Below are 20,463 nucleotides of genomic sequence, written 5' to 3'. Positions count from 1 at the left end.
TGTAGCTGGGCGGGATGGCAGAGCGAGCTAGAAGAGTGCAACCTTCGGCGCCCGCGGGAAGATCTCGTCCAACTCCGCGCGATCCTCCTGGTCAGGTACCCAGCGCACGGCCTCGGCGTTTTCGCGGATCTGCTCCGGACGGGTGGCGCCTGCGATCACGCTGCTGACCCCGGGCTGGGCAGCCAACCAGGAGAAGGCCAACTGAAGCTCGCTGATATCCCGTTCCTTGGCAAACTGGCCGAAGCGGCCCAACTGCTCCCAATCGGCGTCGTGCACCAGGTTGGTGCGCGTGTGGCTCAACCGGGAACCTTCAGGGGCCTTGCCCGCTGAGTATTTTCCGGTGAGAAGCCCGTTAGCCAAAGGGAAGTATGGAAGGACGCCCAAGGAGAAAGCTCCTGCCGCCGGGAGCACTTCGAGTTCGGCACGGCGGTCCAGGAGGTTGTAGTGGTTCTGAGTGGAAATGAAACGGACGCCACCTGACTGCCGCCCCACATATTCGGCTTCAGCGATCTGCCATCCGGCAAAATTGGAATGGCCGATGTACCGCACCTTGCCGCTGGACACCAGGTCATCCAAGGCGCCCAGCGTCTCTTCAATGGGCGTCCGCGGGTCCGGGGTGTGGAACTGGTAGAGATCGATCCAGTCTGTGTCCAAGCGTCGCAGGGAAGCTTCCACGGCTTTGACGATGTAACGGCGCGAGCCTCGGGCATCGAAGTCGTTGCCGTTGACTCCACGCATGTCCATGCCGAACTTGGTGCCGATGACCACGTCATCACGGCGCCCCTTCAGCGCCTTGCCCAGCATGACTTCGCTCAGCCCCGGCTCCCGACCGTAAACATCGGCGACGTCAAAGAAAGTGACCCCGGCATCGAGTGCGGCGTGGACAACAGCGTCCGTGCCTTCCTGGGACTCGGTGGGAGTATTGGCGCGGCCCAGGTTGTTGCAGCCCAGCCCTACAGCTGAGACAGTGAGTCCGGAATGGCCAAGGCGTCGGTATTCAGTCATGAATTCAGCCTAATACGCGTCCCGGCGCTGATTGTCACCCAAGGCAACAAACTCCTCGGCAGAACAGTTAGCCGGTTCCGTAAGAGATCCCGGATTCCTCCATGGCATCCTCAAGCTGCGCTACAGCCACCGGCCCCATCCCGTGGAGCTTGGACAGCCCGGCCTCGCCGAACTCGGCCAACTGCTCCAACGTCTCTATCCCCTCATGCGCTAGCGCCCGTCTGGCCGGAGCGGCCAGCCCTTTGGGCAGGGGCGTATGTCCGGGCCAGTTGCTCTTGGACGCCATGGGGATACCTCCTGGTGCGTTGGGGTGCTACTTAGAGAGTAAAGCCCACACCCTGCTTGGGCGAGTGCTTCACACGGAATGCCGTGGGGTCACTGTGGGGAGCTGCCGCAACCGTGAGCTTGGTGAAGTCCAGGTCCTCACCACGGACGCAGATTTTGATGGCGTTCACGGCCTTGTTGACGTCCGGGCAAAGGCAGAAGATGTTCAGGTGGCCGTTGCCGATTTCCGAACGGTCCACTACTCCCAGCCCGCGCCACGCCAATTCACCGGTGAGGGCAGCTTTGGCTTTACGCTCAAGGTGACGGTCGCGTTCAGTGCCGTCCTTTGACTTCAACGCAATCTGGGCAACTACCCAAAACTGTTCAGACTCAGGGATCTCGGCATAGCCGTCTTCCTCGCATTGCGCAGCAAAGGCAGCCATCAGGCCATCCACGGCAGATTCGTCGTCAACGTCTGCCTCGTCGGTCTTGCTCTGGTGACCCACTACACCGTGATTAACAACGAACTGCTGGTCTTCGTCGTCATACCAGGCCTCACGGAAGTGAAGTACTCCGTCGTCGTCGCGCTTGTACGCGCGGATAATGCCGCTCATGCTCGTCCTTTCCTGAACCACTCGGCGCTGGTGCTGGTGGCTCCGTTGACGTCGAAAGGCGCTTTCATGGTGTCCACTGCCTCAAAGAGCGCTGCGCATTCTGTGAGCATTGAGTCCACCGTCTGTTGCGGATAGCCCATGGCCATCCGATGATGCTCAAATTCGTCCTCATCGTCTACGAACACCCCATGCTTAGTGGAACGGATCACGTCCAGATCCATATCAATCATGTGAAATTCCCAAACGCCCGGCTTGATGGGATTCCAGTCATGACCGGTGGCCAGGTCAACATAGATCCTGAAGTCCCCCGGATAACTGTCGTCGTAGAAGGTTGCCACAAACTCGCCTGCCCGCGGGACCAGCAACAAGGCGTCCGATGCTGTGTAGAAAGCTGCTCCCGGGCGGGCACAGAACTCCCCTGCCCCCTGAAATATCCACCAACCGTGGATGTCTTCACCAAGGTAACGTCCAGGCACCACCCAGTGGGCCTTGCCGTCCCATTTCCTGTTCCTCGACACCACGAGGTCACCGGGCTGCACTGCGCCCGGCGCGCGCTCGTCCGTCACAGCGTTGGCAGGCTGCCGGTGGTGGGGTGCTCCTGGCCCGGGAGAGGCCTGGCGAAGGGGACCTTCGTCCCCAAAACCTGGGCTACGACGTCGTGCGTTATCTTCTGAGCCGTCAGGCCAACGCGCTCCAGGACCTGGCTGCGGGAGCCGTGCACCAGGAACTCCACCGGCAGGCCCACTTCGTTCAGCGCGGTGTCCACGCCAGCGGCGCGCATTTCCTGTCGGATACGGGACCCCACGCCACCTGCGCGGACGCCGTCTTCTATGCAGATCACCAGGCGGTGACGGGCAGCAAGGGCAATGATGGATTTACGGACGGGAAGGACCCACCGCGGATCCACCACCGTGGAACTGATGCCTTGGGCGCCCAGTCGGGAAGCAACATCCAGAGCGAGTTCGGACATAGCGCCGACGCTGACAATCAGGACATCGTTCTCGGTGGAGCCTTCCGGACGCCGTGCGAGGATGTCCACGCCGTCGTGAAGCCTGTCTATCGCTTCAATTTCGGAACCAACGCTGCCCTTCGAGAATCGGACCACTGTGGGGGCATCGTTGATGGCGACTGCTTCACGCAGTTCTTCGCGGAGCCTGGTGGCGTCACGGGGAGCCGCCAAATGGAGACCGGGCACGATCTGAACCATCGCCATGTCCCACATGCCGTGGTGGCTGGGGCCATCCGGGCCGGTCACGCCGGCGCGGTCCAGGACGATGGTCACACCAGCTTTATGCAGTGCAACATCCATCAGGAGTTGATCAAAGGCGCGATTCAGGAACGTAGCGTAAACCGCCACCACGGGGTGAAGCCCACCGAAGGCCATTCCAGCGGCGGACGTCAGCGCGTGCTGCTCGGCAATACCGACATCGATCACCCGTTCGGGGTGGCGCTCAGCAAACTTGTGCAATCCCACGGGGATCAGCATGGCGCCGGTAATACCGACGATATCCGGGCGCTCATCCGCGATATCCGCGATCTCTTCAGCGAAAACGGAGGTCCAGGACCTTGCTCCCGGCATTTCCGTGGGCTCACCCGTTTCGGGGTCAATGATGCCTACCGCGTGGAACTGGTCTGCTTCATTGGCCAAAGCCGGCGCATAGCCGTGGCCCTTCTCCGTCATGGCATGCACAATGACGGGTCCACCGTAGGCCTTTGCGGTGTTGAGCGCATGTTCCATGGCTTGGAGGTTGTGTCCGTCAACCGGGCCGATGTACTTCATGCCAAGGTCCTCGAACATACCCTGCGGGGCCCACCAGTCCTTGATGCCCTTCTTCATGGCATGCAGGCTCTTATAGGTGAACTGACCCGCCGGGCCGCCGTCCTGGAGCTTCTTCTTCCACCAGTCCAGCATGCGCTCGTAAGCCGGCGTGGTGCGCAGGGAATCAATGGTGGGACGCAGCGAGGCAAGGTAATCGGCAAAACCGCCAACAGTGGGAGCATACGAGCGTCCGTTGTCATTGACCACGATCACCACGCGGCGCCGTTTGTCGGCGGCAATGTTGTTGATGGCTTCCCACGCCATGCCACCGGTCAGCGCGCCATCGCCAACGACGGCGACGACGAACCGGTCGCCTTCACCGGTCAGCTGGCGGGCACGCGAGATGCCGTCAGCCCAGGACAGTGAGGAAGATGCGTGTGAACTTTCCACGATGTCGTGCTCGGACTCGGCACGGTCAGGGTAGCCGGATAGCCCTCCCTGCTGGCGGAGCGTGGTGAAGTCCTGACGTCCTGTGAGCAGCTTGTGCACATAGGACTGGTGCCCCGTATCGAAGACGATGCTGTCCCGCGGTGACTCAAAGTTCCGGTGCACGGCGAGGGTGAGCTCTACGACGCCCAGATTGGGCCCGAGGTGTCCACCCGTCGCGGCTACGTTGGTGATCAGGAACGCCCTGATTTCGCCGGCCAGTTGTTCCAGCTCGGTGCCGGATAATGTGGCCAGGTCCCGTGGATCCTTGACGGTTTCCAAAAGTCCCAACGGCCCTCCTTAGGGTGAATGACGTGCTTGTTAACTCTAGCGCGTGCCCGGGCAAGCATGGTGCGCCTCGGCTTCAAGCCTTGGCATTGTTCTCCCGATCCGGTCCCCTGACTGATGCCCGGGACGCCAACAGCCCCGGCTGGTCGGGCGACCAGCCGGGGCTGTCCGGCTACTGAATCAGCTGGGAACCAGCCGCTTCCTTATGCCGAGATCTGGCGCAGAACGTACTGCAGGATGCCGCCGTTGCGGTAGTAGTCCGCTTCACCCGGGGTATCGATGCGCAGAACGGCGTCGAAGGACTTGGCGGTACCGTCTTCAGCCGTGGCCGTGACCTTGAGCGTCTTCGGCGTGGTGCCGTTGTTGAGCTCGGTGACGCCTTCCACCGCGAAGGTTTCGGTGCCCGTCAGGCCCAGCGTTGCTGCCGACTCGCCGGCCGGGTACTGCAACGGAAGGACTCCCATGCCGATGAGGTTGGAGCGGTGGATGCGCTCGTAGCTCTCAGCGACGACGGCCTTGACGCCCAGAAGCGCCGTACCCTTGGCTGCCCAGTCACGGGACGAGCCGGAGCCGTATTCCTTGCCGGCCAGGACAACCAGGGGCGTTCCTGCTGCCTGGTAGTTCTGTGCTGCGTCGTAGACGTAAGCCTGGGGCGCACCTTCCTGGCTGAAGTCGCGGGTGAAGCCACCCTCAACGTTGTCCAGGAGCTGGTTCTTGATGCGGATGTTGGCAAATGTACCGCGAATCATGACTTCGTGGTTGCCACGGCGTGAGCCGTAGGAGTTGAAGTCCTTGCGCTCCACACCGTTGGCCAGAAGGTACTGGCCCGCAGGAGTGTCCGACTTGAAGGAACCGGCCGGGGAGATGTGGTCCGTGGTGACGGAATCGCCAAGCTTCAGGAGCACGCGGGCGCCCGAAATGTCCTTGACGGGATCCGGCTGGGCCTTCATGCCTTCGAAGTATGGGGGCTTCCGCACGTAAGTGGAGTCCTCGGCCCAAGCGAAGGTGTCGCCTGCGGGGGTGTCCAGTGCCTTCCAGCGGTCGTCGCCGTCAAAGACGCCCTCGTAACCCTTGGCGAACATTGCCTCGTCAATGGAGGAGTCAATGACTTCCTGCACCTCGGTGGGGTTCGGCCAGATGTCCTTGAGGAAGACCTCGTTGCCCTCGGAGTCCGTGCCAAGGGCATCGGTTTCGAAGTCGAAGTCCATGCTTCCTGCCAGGGCGTAAGCGATGACCAGCGGCGGCGAAGCCAGGTAGTTCATCTTCACGTCCGGGTTGATGCGGCCTTCGAAGTTGCGGTTGCCGGAGAGGACGGCAGTGACGGAGAGGTCGTTGGCCTGGATTGCCTCGGAGATTTCCGGCTCAAGCGGGCCGGAGTTACCGATGCAGGTTGCGCAGCCATAGCCCACAATGTAGAAGCCGAGCTTCTCCAGGTAGGGGGTCAGGCCGGACTTCTCGTAGTAGTCAGTGACAACCTTTGAGCCCGGTGCCACAGAGGTCTTGACCCACGGCTTGGAGGTCAGGCCCTTGTCCACGGCGTTGCGTGCAAGGAGGGCCGCAGCCAGCATGACGGACGGGTTGGACGTGTTGGTGCAGGACGTGATCGAAGCGATCGACACTGCGCCGTGGTCCAGCTCGAACTCGCGGCCATCGGCGGTCTTGACCTTGACCGGCGACGACGGGCGGCCGTGGGCACCGTTGGCGGCAGAGTAAACGCGGTCCGTTTCCGTGGTGTGCGAATCGGCGTGCGTGAAGGACGGTGCATCCGAAGCCGGGAACGATTCGTCCAGGGACTCGTCAACGCTGCCGTCTTCAATGGCGACGTAGTTGTGGATGTCCTTGCGGAACTGCTCCTTGGCATCCGTGAGCTCAATGCGGTCCTGGGGACGCTTGGGGCCGGAGATGGAAGGAACAACGGTGGACAGGTCCAGCTCCAGGAACTCGGAGAAGCGCAGTTCGCGGGAAGGATCGTGCCAGAGGCCCTGTTCCTTGCTGTAGGCCTCAACCAAGGCAACATTTGCTTCGGAGCGGCCGGTCAGGCGCAGGTAGTCCAGGGTGACGTCGTCGATCGGGAACATCGCAGCCGTGGAACCGAACTCGGGGCTCATATTGCCGATGGTGGCGCGGTTGGCCAGCGGCACGGCGGCAACGCCTTCGCCGTAGAACTCAACGAACTTGCCAACAACACCGTGCTTGCGCAGCATTTCGGTGATGGTCAGCACGACGTCGGTAGCGGTGGCGCCGGCGGGGATGCTGCCCTTGAGCTTGAAGCCCACGACGCGGGGAATCAGCATGGAGACGGGCTGGCCGAGCATTGCAGCCTCGGCTTCGATGCCGCCAACGCCCCAACCCAGGATGCCCAGGCCGTTGACCATGGTGGTGTGCGAGTCGGTGCCAACACAGGTGTCGGGGTAGGCGCGGACAACGCCGTCTACCTCGCGGGTCATGACCGTGCGTGCCAGGTATTCGATGTTGACCTGGTGGACGATGCCGGTTCCCGGGGGGACAACCTTGAAGTCGTCGAACGCGGTCTGGCCCCAGCGAAGGAACTGGTAGCGCTCACCGTTGCGCTGGTATTCGATCTCCATGTTGCGCTCCAGTGCGCCGGAGTTACCGAAGGCATCGATCTGGACGGAGTGGTCGATCACCATTTCTGCAGGCGCCAACGGGTTGACGCGCTTGGGGTCACCGCCGAGCTCCTTGACTGCTTCACGCATGGTAGCCAGGTCAACGACGCAGGGAACGCCGGTGAAGTCCTGCATGATGACGCGGGCGGGGGTGAACTGGATTTCCGTGTCGGGCTCCGCATTGGGATCCCAACCGGCCAGCGCGCGGACATGGTCAGCCGTTATATTGGCGCCATCCTCAGTCCGCAGGAGGTTTTCAAGCAATACCTTAAGGCTGAACGGAAGGCTGTCTGCGCCCTCTACGGAGTTCAACCGGAAAATTTCATAGTCGGTGCCGGCTACATTCAGTACGCCTTTGGAACCGAAGCTGTCCACAGTGCTCATGGCAGGACTCCTCTCGCAACAGTTTCATCTTTGTCGCGTGGTTGGCCGCTAGCCAGTTAGGCGCACCTTACTTAGCCGGGCGGCATCTCTCTTGGTCACCCCGGTCAGCGGCTTTGATTTCCGTTGACCGGGGCTACTACTGCCATCGTAATGGCATACTTCGGTGTTGCGTCACTGATCAGGTGCCTCCGGGGAAACAGCCAGTTTCACCAATGGCACCACGGAACGCGGACTGCGCCGCAGTTACGGTCCGGGGACGATCAATCCCACCGTTTCCAGGTGATGGGTGTTCGGGTAAAGGTCGAAGGCCCGCAGCGACTCAAGCCGCCAGCCGCCTTGATGGAAGTAACCCAGATCACGCGCAAAGGATGCGGGATCGCATGACACATAGGCGATTGCGCGGGGTCCGGTGGCCATCAATTGCTTGACCACGGCCTTGCCCGCCCCTGCACGCGGTGGATCCAGCACCAGCGAGTCGAAGCTGCGGGCGCGTTGGTGCAGCACCTTCTCCACACGCCCCTGCACGATTTCCACCTGGGATTGACCATGCAGGTTTTTTCGGGCGTCACGGCTGGTGCCCGGCGCGCCTTCAACGGACAGTACCGAACCGGTCACTCCGACGGCGTCCGCCAAAGGTGCCGTAAACAGGCCGGCGCCGGCGTAGAGGTCGGCCACCGTCGCACCGGGCTGTAAGTACCCACCGCGGGAAAGATAGCCCGCTACAGCGTCCACCAGCGTGTCCGGGGCGTCCTTGTGGATCTGCCAGAAACCCTCACCGGTTACACGGTACTCATGGCCTGCTGCGGTTTCCTGCACCCAGGTCCTCCCCCGAAGCTGCAGGACTTCGCCCTTGCCGGGATCGAAACTGGCAACCGAGACATCGTGCGGCAGCTGCGAAAGGATGCTGTGCAATCTCTTGGGGCTGGTGGACTCTTCCGGGGCCAGCAGGATCAGGGGCCGCGAACCGTTGGCGGGCACGGCAACTTCCACACGGGCGATGCCGGACAGGTCAAGGTCCCACAGCTTCAGCTCATTGACGCCCGCAAGCGCCAACGGCATCTCCTTGATGGGAAGCACCACATCTGAACGGTGTGCGTGCATGCCCAACCGGCCTTTGGGAGTCACCGCGAAGCTGGCCCGCGTCCGCCAGCCGAGTCCGCCGTCGTGGTTTTCTCCCACGGCTTCCACCTCGGTGGCGAGGTCCAGGCCGGCAAGGCGCTTGAGCTGCTCCGCCAGCACTTCGGCTTTCAGTGCACGCTGGCGCTGCAAGGAAATGTGTCCAAGCTCCGCGCCGCCCACCGGCGGTGTCCCGCGGCTCCAGGAACTCAGCGAATCCGCCTGCTTCCAGAAGTGCGGAACGCGGTCGGGTGAGGCTTCAAGGACCTCGACGACGTCGGCACGCCAGAAGCGCGACGAGTCACCGGAGTCGGTCAACCGGATCCGGACTTTCTCTCCCGGGATGCCGTGCCGGACGAAGATGACGCGGCGTTCGTGCCGGGCGACGAAGTGCCCTCCATGGGCGATGGGGCCGATGTCCACCACCAGTTCAGCACCGGGCGTGGCCTGGTCCGCGGAATGGTGGTCACCGGTGTGATGGTGTTGGGGGGAATTGCTGTGGGAGGTCATTTAGGTATCCTGCAAGGCCTTTGCTTCTTCGGACGATTTCAACTGCCACGGGACGCTGGCAACCATGACTCCAGGTTCAAAGTGGAGCCTCGTCTTGATTCTGAGTGCTGTTTGGTTATGGACGAGTTGCTCCCACCATTTGCCCACCACATATTCGGGGATGTACACCACGATCAGGTCCCGCGGTGAGTCCCGGCGCATGTTCTTGATGTAGTCCATGATGGGCGTCACGGTTTCACGGTAGGGACTGGCCAGGACGGTCAGGGGAACCGGAATTTCCAGCTTCTCCCAATCGCGGACGGTCTGGGCCGTTTCTTCGGCGCTGATGTCCACGGTCACGGCGTCCAGGCGCGAAGGCCTCGACGCCCGCGCATAGGCCAGTGCGCGAAGGACCGGCTTGCGGACATGTGAGACCAGGAGAACAGCGTGGACCCTGGTGGGCAATGCACGGGGCGAGGAGTCCTCATCCACCGCCAACTCCCTGGCCACGTTGTCATAGTGCGCGCGGATGCTCCACATAATGAGGAAGAGGACGAACATGGCGAGCAAGGCTATCCAGGCGCCTTGCTCGAACTTGGTGATGAGGACAATGACAAGGACCAGGGCCGTCATCCCGAAGCCCAGCATATTGATGGTCCGGGACTTGATGATGCGACGCCGGACAGCTTTGTCCCGCGCGAGTTTCAGTTCACGGCCCCAGTGCCTGATCATTCCCAGTTGACTTGCGGTGAAGGAGATGAAGACGCCCACAATGTAGAGCTGGATCAGCTTGGTGACATCGGCGTTGAAGGCGAGAATCAGGACCAGAGCCCCCGCTGCCAGCGCAAGGACACCATTACTGAAAGCAAGCCTGTCGCCTCGAGTACGCAGCTGCCTGGGCAGGTAGCCGTCCTGGGCCAGAATCGAACCCAGCACGGGGAAGCCGTTGAACGCCGTGTTGGAAGCAAACACCAGGATGACGCCGGTGGCAGCAACTACTACGTAGAAGAGGATGGAGCCGGAGCCGAAAATGGTGTCGGCTATCTGGCTGATGGCCGGAGTCTGGATGTAGCCCTCAGGCAGCGGCTTGCCGTCCACCAGGAACTCGCGGGCCGGGTCAAGGACAATGTGCACCTTGGTGGCGTTGGCCAAGTAGAGGATGCCTGCCAGCATGGAAGCGGCTATGACGCCCAGCAGGAGCAGGGTTGTTGCCGCATTCTTGCTCTTGGGCTTCTGGAAATTGGGCACCCCGTTGCTGATGGCTTCAACACCTGTCAGAGCAGCGGCTCCCGAGGAGAAGGCACGCAGAAGCAGGAAGGCTCCGGCCAGCCCCACCAGGCCCTCATCAAATCCAGGCTCGGGAACAATGGTGAAATTGGCCGAAGGCGCCTCTCCCAACGTGCCGGTGGCGGCCTGGAAGATGCCCACGGCGGTCATCCCAAGAATGGATGCCATGAAGATGTACGTCGGTACTGCGAACAGCGTCCCGGCCTCCTTGACACCGCGGAGGTTGACCAGCGCGAGGATGATCACGCCTACAGTGGCTATCAGCGCCTGCTGGCCATGCAGTGCCGGGATGGCCGTGGTGAGGTACGTCGCCGCCGAGGACATGGACACGGCAACCGTGAGCACGTAGTCCACCAGCAAGGCAGAAGCCACGGTCAACCCGGCATACTTGCCGAGGTTGACGTTGGCAATCTCATAGTCGCCGCCCCCGGAGGGATAGGCGTGGACGTTCTGACGATAGGAAGCCACAACTGTGAGCAACACCACCATGACCGCAAGGCCAACCAGCGGAGAGAAAGCCACGGCACTGACGCCGGCAAGGGCGAGCGTCAGCAGGATTTCGTCCGGGGCGTAAGCCACTGAGGACAGGGCATCCGAGGCGAAGATCGGCAAAGCGATGCGTTTGGGCAACAACGTGTGGGACAGGCGGTCATTCCTGACCGGCCGGCCCACCAACACCCGCTTGGCGGCATTCAGAATTGTCAGCACTCCGCAAAGCTACTCTGAATCCCCAGGGATGTCATGACGGTTGTCACCGGCATACCCCCGCTGCACCGGTAAAGTCATACCGAGCGGGACGGACTACACACATAAGGAGACACGGTGGCTCACTTCGTGATCATGGGTTGCGGCCGTGTTGGCGCAACCTTGGCACACACTTTGGAGGATGCCGGTCACTCCGTGGCCATCATCGACCAGGACGAGCGGGCCTTCCGCCGATTGCGCAACACTTTCACGGGGCGCAAGGTCACCGGTGTCGGCTTCGACCGTGACACCCTCAAGCAGGCCGGCGTCGAAGAGGCATACGCTTTCGCTGCTGTCTCCAGCGGCGACAATTCAAACATCCTGGCCACGCGCGTTGCCCGTGAGACCTTCCATGTCTCCCATGTGGTGGCACGAATCTACGACCCCGGCCGCGCCGAAATCTACCAGCGGCTTGGGATCCCCACAGTGGCAGCCGTGCGCTGGAGTGCCGACCAGGTTCTCCGGCGGATACTTCCGGAGCAGCACCTGGCCGGCGACTACCGCGAACCTTCGGGCCGCTTGGTGCTGGCCGAAGTGGATCTGCACGATGCATGGATCGGACACAGCATGGATTCCATCGAGTCCGCGGCCGGAATCCGCATCGCTTTCCTCACCAGGTTCGGCGAGGGCCTGTTGCCCCAGGCCGGGACCGCATATCAGGAAGGTGATACCGTCCACGCGATGGTGAGCCTTGACAGAACATCCGAGATCAGCCGAATTCTCGCCAAAGCACCCGCCAAGGAGTCTTAGTGAAAGTTGTCATTGTTGGCGCGGGCAGCGTCGGCTCGTCCATTGCACGTGAGCTCCTGGCTCACAAGCACGAGATTCTCCTGATTGATTTGAAGCCTGAAGTGATTGGGCGCAGCGGGCTGCGAGGGGCACGCTGGCTGGTGGGCGATGCCTGCGAACTCAGCACCCTGCAGGACGCGAAACTTGAGGATGCGGACGTGGTGGTTTCTGCCACCGGCGACGACAAAGTGAATCTGGTGGTGTCCTTGCTCGCCAAGACCGAGTTCGGAGTAGGCCGCACCGTGGGGCGCGTGAACAATCCCAAGAACGACTGGATGTTCAATGACTCCTGGGGGGTGGACGTTGCCGTCAACACACCGCAGCTTATGACAGCGTTGGTGGAAGAAGCGGTGGAAATCGGCGACATCGTGCGCCTGTTGACCCTCCAGACGGGCGTGGCCTCGATCGTGGAATTCACCGTTCCTCACGACTCCCACGTCATTGGCAGCACAGTGGGGGGCATTGAGTGGCCCGAAGACGCCACCCTGGTTGCCATCCTGCGTGATCAAGCACCCATTACGCCCACGCGTGATGATGTTCTGGACGGCGGTGACGAGCTCTTTTTCGTCACCACCATCGCAGCTGAGGACGGCTTGCGGGCTCTGTTGTCACCAGCGTCCGATGACGCCAAGGAACCCCGCGAGGGAACGTCAGAACCGGCAGATCAGTCCGCTGAGGACGACGGCTTCGACGGCTGAGGTGCCGGCTTGGTAACCAACCAGGCCACCCAAAGGCCCAGGATGTACAGCGGGGCGCCCATCAGAAGCCTGGTGGTAGCCAACGCTGTCAGTCCGGCTTCGCCCATGAAGTACAAGGGAACCTGAACCACCAAGCGCAGGGTCAGCACCGCAACCACAATCCACGTGCCCAAGGAGTAGGCCCGGAGCCGCTCCGGATCCTTGCGCCACTCCAGTCCTTCATTGCGCACGAAGCCGAAGAGAAGTCCGGCTACCGGCCACTTGAAGACGATGGACAGCACCATGGCCGCGATGTAAGCGATGTTGGTGAAGAAGCCGAGCACGTAGAAGTCCTCGGCCTTGCCTGTGGTGTTCGCCAGCCAGGCAGAAATGCCCACCCCCACCACTCCCGCCAATGCCTGCGTTAACGGACGGCGCTGGATCAAACGAACCACTGTGAAGACGGCGGCTGCAGCCAACGCTGCGATGAGGGCCGGAGTGAGGTCGCGCGTGACGGTAAAAGCCACAAGGAACACCAAACCCGGAAGGATGCTTTCGGCAATGCCCTGCACGCCGCCGGCGGACTTGAGCATATCCACGTGGCCGGCGCTGTTACGGTGGAGTCCGGCCTTCTGGGCATACCCTGCAGCGAGGTCGGACACAGTGGGCCCTTCCGCACCGGACTGTGGGGCGTCCGCCTGCGGTTCATCGTTTACGTGGGACGAAACGTTCTCGCCGGGCGTCTGACGCCCTGCGTCCTTCGGTTCGGAACCGTTGGCCACGGTCATAGGTGCTCCTGACGGGAAAGTATTTCGTAGCGGGGATTGAACATGGCCGGAAGGCCATCAACCTGAGTGACCATGCCCTTCAAGCGGAGTTCCACGCCGGCTTCAATGCCTGGAACCCGGGTCCTGCCCAGCCAAATCACACGGAGGCGCTCATAGGGCTTCCGGACTCCGCCGGCTCCCATGTTCGGCACACCTCCGCCGGGCCGCACGGAATCAACCACCACGGCAGAGAAGAATGGCTGCTCGCTGGGCGGCTGGTGCGTGACGGACTCAATGAAGCCCGTGCACACTGCGCGGCCCCGGACAGGGAGATCACGTACTCCCTGCCCTTCGGGACCTTGGCCGGCAACCCCATAGCGGCCCGATGCTTCAGCCAATCTGGGTGATCTCCGGCCCTCGCTCCGGTTGCCGCATGGCGGGGTCCGCGGGGGGAACCGCACCTTGGGGGGCGCCGGCCTGGCCCGGCACTGCAGCATCCTTGGGCAGGCGCAGCTGCAGCAGTTCGCGCGGTGGCATCGGGTTATCACCGCGGACCACAACAACCTTACGGAAGAGCTCTTCCAGTCCTGCTGCGGCATCACGTTCGAGGGCGGCCTGTCCGCCCAAGACACCGCGCAGGAACCATCGCGGCCCATCCACACCCATGAAACGGGCTGCCCGGAAACCTCTGCTGCCGTCTGCCGCTTCAGCGGGAAGTTTGGCTACCAGCTCCGTGCCGAAACTTCCGGAAACTTCTTCGGTTTCCCCGCCTTGGCTCGCTACGGACTGGGTGATCTGTTCACGGATCTCATCCCAAAGTCCCTCGGAACGCGGCGCAGCAAAGGCCTGAAGCTGCAAGCTGGAACCGTTGAGGTCCATGGTCACCGCAACCACGCGTTGCGTGGCTTCCTCGACCTCAAGCCGCAGCTGGAGACCCTCGGCTGGTGCGATCAGCAGTGCACCGAGGTCCACGTAGCCATCGCGGTTCTCGATTTCGTCGATGTCCAAGGGACCCTTGCCGAGCCGGAAATCTCCGGGGGTGCCGGACCCGCCTGGCTCGGAAGTTGATGCCCCGGTACCGGACTCCTCGACGGTGCCGGTGGTTTCCGGCTTCTCGTCCTTGGACTTTTTGCCGCGCCCAAAAAGCATTGGGTTTTCTCCTTAGTAGTGGTCTATCCCCAAGTAAACCGCAACCACGTTAGACCTCACTAAACCGCTCCAATGCGTCAGGCGTGGGAGGCCGGTAAACGAGGTTCAGTAGTTTCTCAGGCCTTCGGTGCGTTGAAGCCGCCCGTGGACCCAAAGCCGCCGGTTCCCCGAACGGAATCCGATAGTTGGTCAACAGCAATGAACTGCGCGTATTCAACGCGCTGAACCACCATTTGTGCAATTCTATCGCCGCGTTTGAGGTCAATGGCAGTGTTTTGGTCGGTGTTCAGGAGCGTGACAGCGATTTCGCCACGGTAGCCGGCGTCCACAGTACCGGGGGCATTGACCACCGTCAGTCCGTGCTTGGTGGCCAGCCCGGAGCGGGGATGGATCAGGGCGACATATCCGTTCGGCAACGCAATGGAGACACCAGTTGGAACGAGTTTCCGCTCACCGGGGGCGAGATGCACATCTTCGCGGGCGCGGAGATCGGCACCCGCGTCTCCAGGGTGCGCATAGGAGGGAGCTTCCAAGCCGGCGTCGAGCATTTTCAACTGCACCTCCAAAGTGGGGGCGCCGTACGCTGCGGAGGTTTCGCTGCTGTCCGCAACTGCGGAAGCGGCGTCTGAACTGAATACTGCGGTCTCGTTGCTCACAGTGGTTCATTCTACCGGGACCCGGTTCACCCGAGTCGTTCAGCCCGGCGGGCCTGGGTGGCGGGGCCGGGCAGCGGGGCCGGGCAGGCTGGGGCCATCCATGGAGGAGGGCGGAGCCCGGGGCCGATGCCCGATAAGCTGGATCCATGCCTACGCCTGACCAGTCCTCCCCCGTTCCTGCCCGGAACACCCCTTCGGCCTCCGAGGTCCTGTACACCGAGAAGCTATGGCCGTCCGTCTGGATCTGGGTTGTGGTTGTTGGATTGTCCGGCGCGGGCGTCCTGATGTTTGGGCCCATCAGCGCCGCCACTGGCATCATCGCCGCTTTGGTCCTGCTGGCGATCATGACCATCATGTTGGTGCTTTCCACGCCCACCATCACGGTCACTGCCGACACCGTACGGGTTGGGCGGGCGAGCATAGACCGCGCATTCGTAGGTTCTGTCCAGGCGTTCAGAAAAGAGGAGGCCACTGCTGAACGTGGCCCGCGCCTGAACGGACTGGCTTATATGTGCTTCCGCGGCTGGATTGACGCCGTGGTCAAGATTGAGATCACCGACCCCGCAGACCGCACTCCTTACTGGCTGGCGTCCTCGCGTCGTCCGGATGAACTCGTTGCAGCATTGACCGCTTCCCGGAGCTAGCTCTCACACTCCTTGCAGTATTGGTGCCCGCCCCTTTCCGCGGCGATCTGGGACTTGTGCTTGACCAGGAAACAGTTGAAGCACGTAAATTCGTCAGGCTGCGGCGGCATGACCTGGATGAGGAGTTCTTCACCGGAGAGATCCGCCCCCGGCAACTCAAAGCCATCGGCGAGGTCGGTCTCGTCCACATCCACCGCCGAGGACTGCTTCCCCGACTGACGGGTCTTGAGTTCTTCCAGGGAATCCTCGCTGACATCTTCCTCGGTTTTTCGAGGGGCATCATAGTCCGTGGCCATGGTCCTTTTTGTCCTCCATACCTGTTCCGGGTGGAATACCGGATCGCAGGAACTCCCTGCCACCGGATTAAGGGTTCAAACGCCGGAAGCCCCGGATTTGTGCCCGATCTCGGCCAGATTGTCCTCCCCCTGGCCCTCAATGTCCATAGGCCCTCTTTCTTGGGTGCCCGTTGGCCCACAGCCCTCCGGACGTAACCTGTTTTCTGCGGAATATCACGGCACGCCCTTTGTCCTAGTAGGAAAAGACCCCCGCGGGTGGCAGAGTTTCGAATGTCAGTTATGCCATGTGGTGGAGGGTGTTATGCAGGATCTACGACTGGTAGGCGTCCACGACGACGGCGGGCATCTGCTCTTGAGCGGGCCCGGTGGTGCGATGTTCCAGCTTCCGATCGACGAAGCCTTAAGGGCCGCGGCGAGCCGCACCCCTGCCCAGGTGGCCGCACGCGCGTCCAACACAGCTATTGCCATGTCGCCCCGCGACATCCAGGCCAGGATCCGCAGCGGTGCCACGGCTACCGAGGTGGCCGAGCTTTCCGGCCTCCCCCTTGCCAACGTCCAACGCTACGAGGGCCCTGTGCTTGCCGAGCGTGAGTACGTGGTGCGCCAGGCCCGCAATATCGAAGTCGCCTCCCCTGCTCCCGGACATGACATCTACCGCTCGGCGTTTGGCGACACCCCGGCCACTCTGGGCGACATGGTTGACTACAGGCTCTCGGCGCACGGTATTGATTCCTCTACGGTGGACTGGGATTCATGGCGACGTCCGGACGGCACCTGGACGGTGGTCGCACGCTTCGAAACTGTTCCCGGCGCTCACGGAAGCATCGGCGAGGAACCGCCGGCCATGTGGACCTTCAGCCCCCAACGCAAATCGCTGCAGAACGCCAACCGTTGGGCCCAGCAGCTCAGCGAACTTGAGCCCATGGACGGTCCGGTCCCCGCCCGGCGGCTTGCTGCCGTCTCGGACAGGCCGTTCGACTTCGAGACCGACGCCGAAACTGCGGCGCGTGCGTCCGCGAAGGAATCAGACAGCCTTTTGGAAATGCTCCGTTCACGGCGCGGCCAACGCCTGGGCGTGGACGAAGACGGCGACGACGCCTTGGCCGTACTGCTGAGCAACGTTCCCGCAGCCCACCCCCGGCCCGGTGAAGAAGTGGACCAGGCAGCCGCGGATACCAGCCTCGCAGACGCTGAGCCCCTGGCCACCGGCGTGGAAGAGCCCACCCGTAAAGACGGCCGCCCTTCGATGTTGTCCCGGCTCAGCCTTGCTCCGCGGCACGTCGAGTCCCACGACGACGATGACTCCCTCAAGCTCCACAATGGGGTCAGCACCGACACCCGTGAAATAACGGTGGTAGCCAGTCCGCTGCGGCCGGTGACGCCGCTGACGGGGCGGAAGCCCGCAGGGCTGGACGAACTTCTGGGTGGCGGCGGCACCCCGCAACCACACGCGGAAGACCAGTCCGCCGGCGCACCCTCTGCCCGGGACCTCCATCAGGACGTGGCGCCGCCGGAGGAACAGGTAGATGCGGAAGCGCGCAAGGACGTTGATGCACCTGCCGAACGGCAGCCGTCCCGCCCCAAGCGTTCCAGCATCCCGAGCTGGGACGAGATCGTCTTCGGGGCCCGCGGCGACTAGCTCCAGGAGCTGGTGGACACGCCGGTTGGTAGGAACCTTGCCAGGCTGTTTCCTGGCCGGTCGAATCGCTTAGCTCTGCCGAAGGGCCCCTGCGCCGGGCCAGAGGCAGGCATCAATGTCGAACGGCAGTGTCTGGTCCGCCCCGGCCATCACATTGGCGCCATGGGCCGTTACACGCCGCATGTAGTGGCGACGGCACAAAGTCTCGTACCCCACCACCTGTGCGGGCAGCGTCTCCATCGGTAGTGCCTCCTGGACGTGCACCGTCTCCGTATGCGCAGCGTCGCCACTGTTTTGCGGCGCGACGTCGCCCACCATCACCTGGTCACCCTCCACCACCATAATGCCGTCCACGGTGCGGGCGTTTTGCGTTGCACGGCGGCCGCACCAGCACAGAGCTTCAACCTGGAGTACTTGGACTTTGTCGGCCAGTTCAATGAGCCGCTGAGAGCCTGGGAACAAGCGGGTGCGGAAGTCTGAGGTGATGCCGAAAGCGAAGACGTCCACGTCCATCTCATCTACAACCCTTGCCAGTTGCTCCACTTGGAGCGGCGAGTAGAACTGGGCCTCGTCACAGATGAGGTAGTCCACGCGGAGCCCGGTGGTTCGCCGGGCTACCACTTCGTCCCAGAAGTCGGTGCCGTCCACAACTTCCACGGCATCGGTTTGAAGGCCAAGCCTGCTGGAGATTGTTGAATCACCGGCGCGGTCGTTACAGCTGAACCGAACGCCTCCGCGTCCCCGCGCCCGGTGGTTGTGGTCCATTTGGAGGGCAAGCGTGGACTTGCCGCAGTCCATGGTGCCCGAGAAGAAGACCAGCTCAGCCACGTTTGCCCTTTCTACCTGCAGCTGTGAAGCACAGCAACGGTACTTCGCGTTCGGCTTTGGTCAGGGATCCGTGTTGCCCCACCACTTCCATCGAGGACGGGCGTGCCCTTCGCGTGTCGTAAAGGGCCAGGGTGTCCCGCGCCGCGATCATGACGTCGCCAATCCGGGGAGCGACCTCGGGCCGTACCGGGCCGAACAACCCTGCGTTAACGGCCTGCTCCCGTGTAAAGGCCCAGATCCTTTCACCAAAGCGCGAACGCCAGGCCGCGATCAGGGATTCCCGATGGGCCGGGGTGGTGTCCGGTTCAAGGTAGAGATGCACCATGCGGGGTTCCCCGGCAGTATGGCGGACTCCGGCCACCAGGGCGTCGTCAGCGGAGTAGTCGATCCTCTGGGATTCAGGGACGTCCAGCATGCCGTGGTCACCGGTTACCAGGATGGTGGTGCCGGCTGGCAGGGTGGCTGAGAGCCTCTTGACGGTGGAGTCGAGTTCTTCGAGTTGGTGCTCCCAGCGGTCCGACTGGCAGCCGTAGCGGTGACCTGCTTTGTCCAGCTCGTTGGCGTAGAAGTACATCAGGGAACGTCCACCGCCGGACATTGCCTCGGCGGCCGCGGCGGTCCGGGCATGGAGCGTGGTGCCACCAACAAAGCGGCTGCCGCGGAGCGCTGCCTGGGTCATCGGGGAATTCCCGAACTGCGGCAGGCTGACGGTTACAACGTCCAGTTCTCCGGCCAGCCGTTCGAAGACCGTCGTGTGAGGCTGCCACTGTGCAGGATCCACGTTGGAATCCCAGTTACCCAAGAGGTTGACTACTTTGTCCTGGGCGGGATCGAGGACGTCGTACCCCACCATGCCGTGCTGCCCTGCCGGTAAGCCGGTGCCGAGGCTCGCCAAGGACGCCGCCGTAGTGCTGGGGAAGGCGGCGTCGATCCACGTGGGGATGTTGCCTTGTCCCGCAGCCATAACCGTGCGAAGGAAAGGCGTGTGTGAGGACTTCTGCTTCAAGAGGTTGCGGCCGAGGCCATCGGCAAGGACCACGCAAACACGCTGCGCTGATGGCAGCTGTAAGTGGTTGGTAAATCCGGACACGCCCAGGGATGCGGCAGAGCTGGTGAGGACTTCTGCAATGGATTTGCTGCCGAAAAGCGGGGGCGATGGGAGGTCAACGGCCGGAGCGCCGATCATGGAGGTATTTACCGGGTTCTGTGCGGTTTCCTTCAACGCTGGTGTCCGCGGCTGAGGCGGTTGCTGAAGACGCCCGAGCGCGGCCTTGGTGCCGGGATGCCGGCATGTTGGGCCGGTGACGGGTTGCCCGTATTGACCGCACGCAGTGCACGGGCAAAGATCTTGGCGTCCTGAACTGCCTGGAGCCCGTCTGCCTCTGCGCTGATCCGCAGGACGATGTCTTCCTGGGCGATGGTTCCGCTGTAACCGTGATCGGCTTCGCACTGGGGATCCCCGCAACTTGCCGGCCCCATGTCCAGGCGTTGGCCGCCCGACCAGGCAATGGACAACGTCATTTCACGGACAGGATCAGAGGGCTTGTAGTCCTGGGGTTGGGCATACATGTAGCTGAGGACCACTGAGCGGATCTGTGCCACCGGCACCGACTCCGTGGAAACCTGGGCAACGATCTGCTCTCCGGCTTCATCCAGCTGCTGGTCGTCCACGTGGGTAATCACCAGCATGTCTTCGGTGAGAACCAGCACAGTGATGTGCCTACGGACCTCGGCCCGATCAAAATGGGTCTCCAGGTGGACCAAGTGGGAGAGGCACTCCCGGCCGTCCAGGGCGTCATCAACGACGTCGGCCACCAACCGCGGGTAGAAAGCTGCCTGCTGCAGCGCCTGGTCCAGGCTCTGTCCCTGCGAGCTGTGATGGTGGGCGGTGTGGGGCCCGGCATTGGACGGGCGGGATTGAGGCGTCGGAGACTGGGTGCTCATTCCCCCATTTT

21 protein-coding genes are annotated in these 20,463 nt (G+C 62.6%); 5 read left to right on the top strand and 16 right to left on the bottom strand.

Annotation, left to right across the window (positions count from 1 at the left end):
- Positions 1-27 precede the first annotated feature (27 nt).
- The 5 genes from LDN70_RS08735 to dxs all read right to left on the bottom strand — a co-directional run bounded on the left by LDN70_RS08735 (position 28) and on the right by dxs (position 4,419).
- Positions 28-1,005 (bottom strand): aldo/keto reductase, encoded by a 978-nt coding sequence (locus LDN70_RS08735; RefSeq protein ID WP_142939461.1) that lies wholly within the window; start codon positions 1,003-1,005, stop codon positions 28-30.
- A 67-nt stretch (positions 1,006-1,072) separates the two neighbouring features.
- Positions 1,073-1,291: a helix-hairpin-helix domain-containing protein gene (locus LDN70_RS08730; RefSeq protein ID WP_062068055.1), complete on the bottom strand. Its 219-nt coding sequence runs from the start codon at positions 1,289-1,291 to the stop codon at positions 1,073-1,075.
- A 31-nt stretch (positions 1,292-1,322) separates the two neighbouring features.
- Entirely contained in the window at positions 1,323-1,883 is a 561-nt protein-coding gene (locus LDN70_RS08725) for a hypothetical protein (RefSeq protein ID WP_142939462.1), read from the bottom strand.
- Positions 1,880-2,449 (bottom strand): DUF402 domain-containing protein, encoded by a 570-nt coding sequence (locus tag LDN70_RS08720; RefSeq protein WP_223942320.1) that lies wholly within the window; start codon positions 2,447-2,449, stop codon positions 1,880-1,882. The genes LDN70_RS08725 and LDN70_RS08720 overlap by 4 nt, the downstream gene beginning before the upstream one ends.
- Complete coding sequence (gene dxs / locus LDN70_RS08715; protein WP_142939464.1) at positions 2,446-4,419, bottom strand: 1-deoxy-D-xylulose-5-phosphate synthase; 1,974 nt, start codon at positions 4,417-4,419, stop codon at positions 2,446-2,448. The genes LDN70_RS08720 and dxs overlap by 4 nt, the downstream gene beginning before the upstream one ends.
- 23 nt (positions 4,420-4,442) lie before the next feature.
- Between dxs and LDN70_RS08710 the strand changes: the two genes are divergently transcribed.
- Complete coding sequence (locus LDN70_RS08710) at positions 4,443-4,595, top strand: hypothetical protein (RefSeq protein WP_223942319.1); 153 nt, start codon at positions 4,443-4,445, stop codon at positions 4,593-4,595.
- A gap of 24 nt (positions 4,596-4,619) precedes the next feature.
- Here the strand turns inward: LDN70_RS08710 and acnA are convergent, their stop codons facing one another.
- The 3 genes from acnA to LDN70_RS08695 form a co-directional block, all read right to left on the bottom strand.
- Entirely contained in the window at positions 4,620-7,427 is a 2,808-nt protein-coding gene (gene acnA, locus LDN70_RS08705) for an aconitate hydratase AcnA (RefSeq protein ID WP_142939465.1), read from the bottom strand.
- Between the two features lie 243 nt (positions 7,428-7,670).
- The gene (locus LDN70_RS08700) at positions 7,671-9,053 is read right to left on the bottom strand and encodes a class I SAM-dependent RNA methyltransferase (RefSeq protein WP_223942318.1); all 1,383 of its coding nucleotides are present in this window, start codon (positions 9,051-9,053) and stop codon (positions 7,671-7,673) included.
- On the bottom strand, positions 9,054-11,027 hold the full coding sequence (locus tag LDN70_RS08695; RefSeq protein WP_166842776.1) for an APC family permease: 1,974 nt from the start codon (positions 11,025-11,027) through the stop codon (positions 9,054-9,056).
- A 114-nt stretch (positions 11,028-11,141) separates the two neighbouring features.
- On the opposite strand from LDN70_RS08695, the gene LDN70_RS08690 reads away from it, so the two are divergent.
- Both LDN70_RS08690 and LDN70_RS08685 read left to right on the top strand, forming a co-directional pair.
- Entirely contained in the window at positions 11,142-11,813 is a 672-nt protein-coding gene (locus LDN70_RS08690) for a potassium channel family protein (RefSeq protein WP_223942317.1), read from the top strand.
- A complete protein-coding gene (locus LDN70_RS08685) occupies positions 11,813-12,550 on the top strand; it encodes a potassium channel family protein (protein WP_142939469.1) in 738 nt (245 codons plus the stop codon). Before LDN70_RS08690 ends, LDN70_RS08685 begins: the two co-directional genes overlap by 1 nt.
- Here the strand turns inward: LDN70_RS08685 and LDN70_RS08680 are convergent.
- From LDN70_RS08680 to dut, 4 genes are all read right to left on the bottom strand, one after another.
- Positions 12,517-13,317, bottom strand: coding sequence for a DUF3159 domain-containing protein (locus tag LDN70_RS08680; RefSeq protein ID WP_142939470.1), 801 nt, complete (start codon positions 13,315-13,317; stop codon positions 12,517-12,519). The genes LDN70_RS08685 and LDN70_RS08680 overlap by 34 nt on opposite strands.
- A complete protein-coding gene (locus LDN70_RS08675; protein ID WP_223942316.1) occupies positions 13,314-13,694 on the bottom strand; it encodes a hypothetical protein in 381 nt (126 codons plus the stop codon). Before LDN70_RS08675 ends, LDN70_RS08680 begins: the two co-directional genes overlap by 4 nt.
- On the bottom strand, positions 13,687-14,445 hold the full coding sequence (locus tag LDN70_RS08670; protein WP_223942315.1) for a DUF3710 domain-containing protein: 759 nt from the start codon (positions 14,443-14,445) through the stop codon (positions 13,687-13,689). The genes LDN70_RS08675 and LDN70_RS08670 overlap by 8 nt, the downstream gene beginning before the upstream one ends.
- A 116-nt stretch (positions 14,446-14,561) precedes the next feature.
- Positions 14,562-15,101, bottom strand: a complete 540-nt coding sequence (gene dut, locus LDN70_RS08665; protein WP_223942314.1) for a dUTP diphosphatase — start codon at positions 15,099-15,101, stop codon at positions 14,562-14,564.
- Between the two features lie 146 nt (positions 15,102-15,247).
- On the opposite strand from dut, the gene LDN70_RS08660 reads away from it, so the two are divergent.
- On the top strand, positions 15,248-15,745 hold the full coding sequence (locus tag LDN70_RS08660; protein ID WP_223942313.1) for a DUF3093 domain-containing protein: 498 nt from the start codon (positions 15,248-15,250) through the stop codon (positions 15,743-15,745).
- Here LDN70_RS08660 and LDN70_RS08655 read toward each other — a convergent pair.
- Positions 15,742-16,041, bottom strand: a complete 300-nt coding sequence (locus LDN70_RS08655) for a DUF4193 domain-containing protein (protein ID WP_024820531.1) — start codon at positions 16,039-16,041, stop codon at positions 15,742-15,744. The genes LDN70_RS08660 and LDN70_RS08655 overlap by 4 nt on opposite strands.
- Positions 16,042-16,342: 301 nt before the next feature.
- Between LDN70_RS08655 and sepH the strand changes: the two genes are divergently transcribed.
- Entirely contained in the window at positions 16,343-17,680 is a 1,338-nt protein-coding gene (gene sepH, locus LDN70_RS08650; RefSeq protein WP_223942312.1) for a septation protein SepH, read from the top strand.
- A 69-nt stretch (positions 17,681-17,749) separates the two neighbouring features.
- Here sepH and LDN70_RS08645 read toward each other — a convergent pair whose 3' ends face one another.
- The 3 genes from LDN70_RS08645 to LDN70_RS08635 are packed head-to-tail and all read right to left on the bottom strand — an operon-like array spanning position 17,750 to position 20,452.
- Entirely contained in the window at positions 17,750-18,508 is a 759-nt protein-coding gene (locus LDN70_RS08645) for a thymidine kinase (protein WP_142939476.1), read from the bottom strand.
- Entirely contained in the window at positions 18,501-19,730 is a 1,230-nt protein-coding gene (locus LDN70_RS08640) for an alkaline phosphatase family protein (RefSeq protein ID WP_223942311.1), read from the bottom strand. The genes LDN70_RS08645 and LDN70_RS08640 overlap by 8 nt, the downstream gene beginning before the upstream one ends.
- On the bottom strand, positions 19,727-20,452 hold the full coding sequence (locus LDN70_RS08635; protein WP_142939478.1) for a DUF5998 family protein: 726 nt from the start codon (positions 20,450-20,452) through the stop codon (positions 19,727-19,729). The genes LDN70_RS08640 and LDN70_RS08635 overlap by 4 nt, the downstream gene beginning before the upstream one ends.
- Positions 20,453-20,463: the final 11 nt, after the last annotated feature.

The organism is Arthrobacter sp. StoSoilB22 (genome assembly GCF_019977315.1).
Lineage (GTDB): Bacteria > Actinomycetota > Actinomycetes > Actinomycetales > Micrococcaceae > Arthrobacter.
Note: the sequence above shows the minus strand (reverse complement) of the source record. Positions and strands in the feature narration are given on the sequence as shown.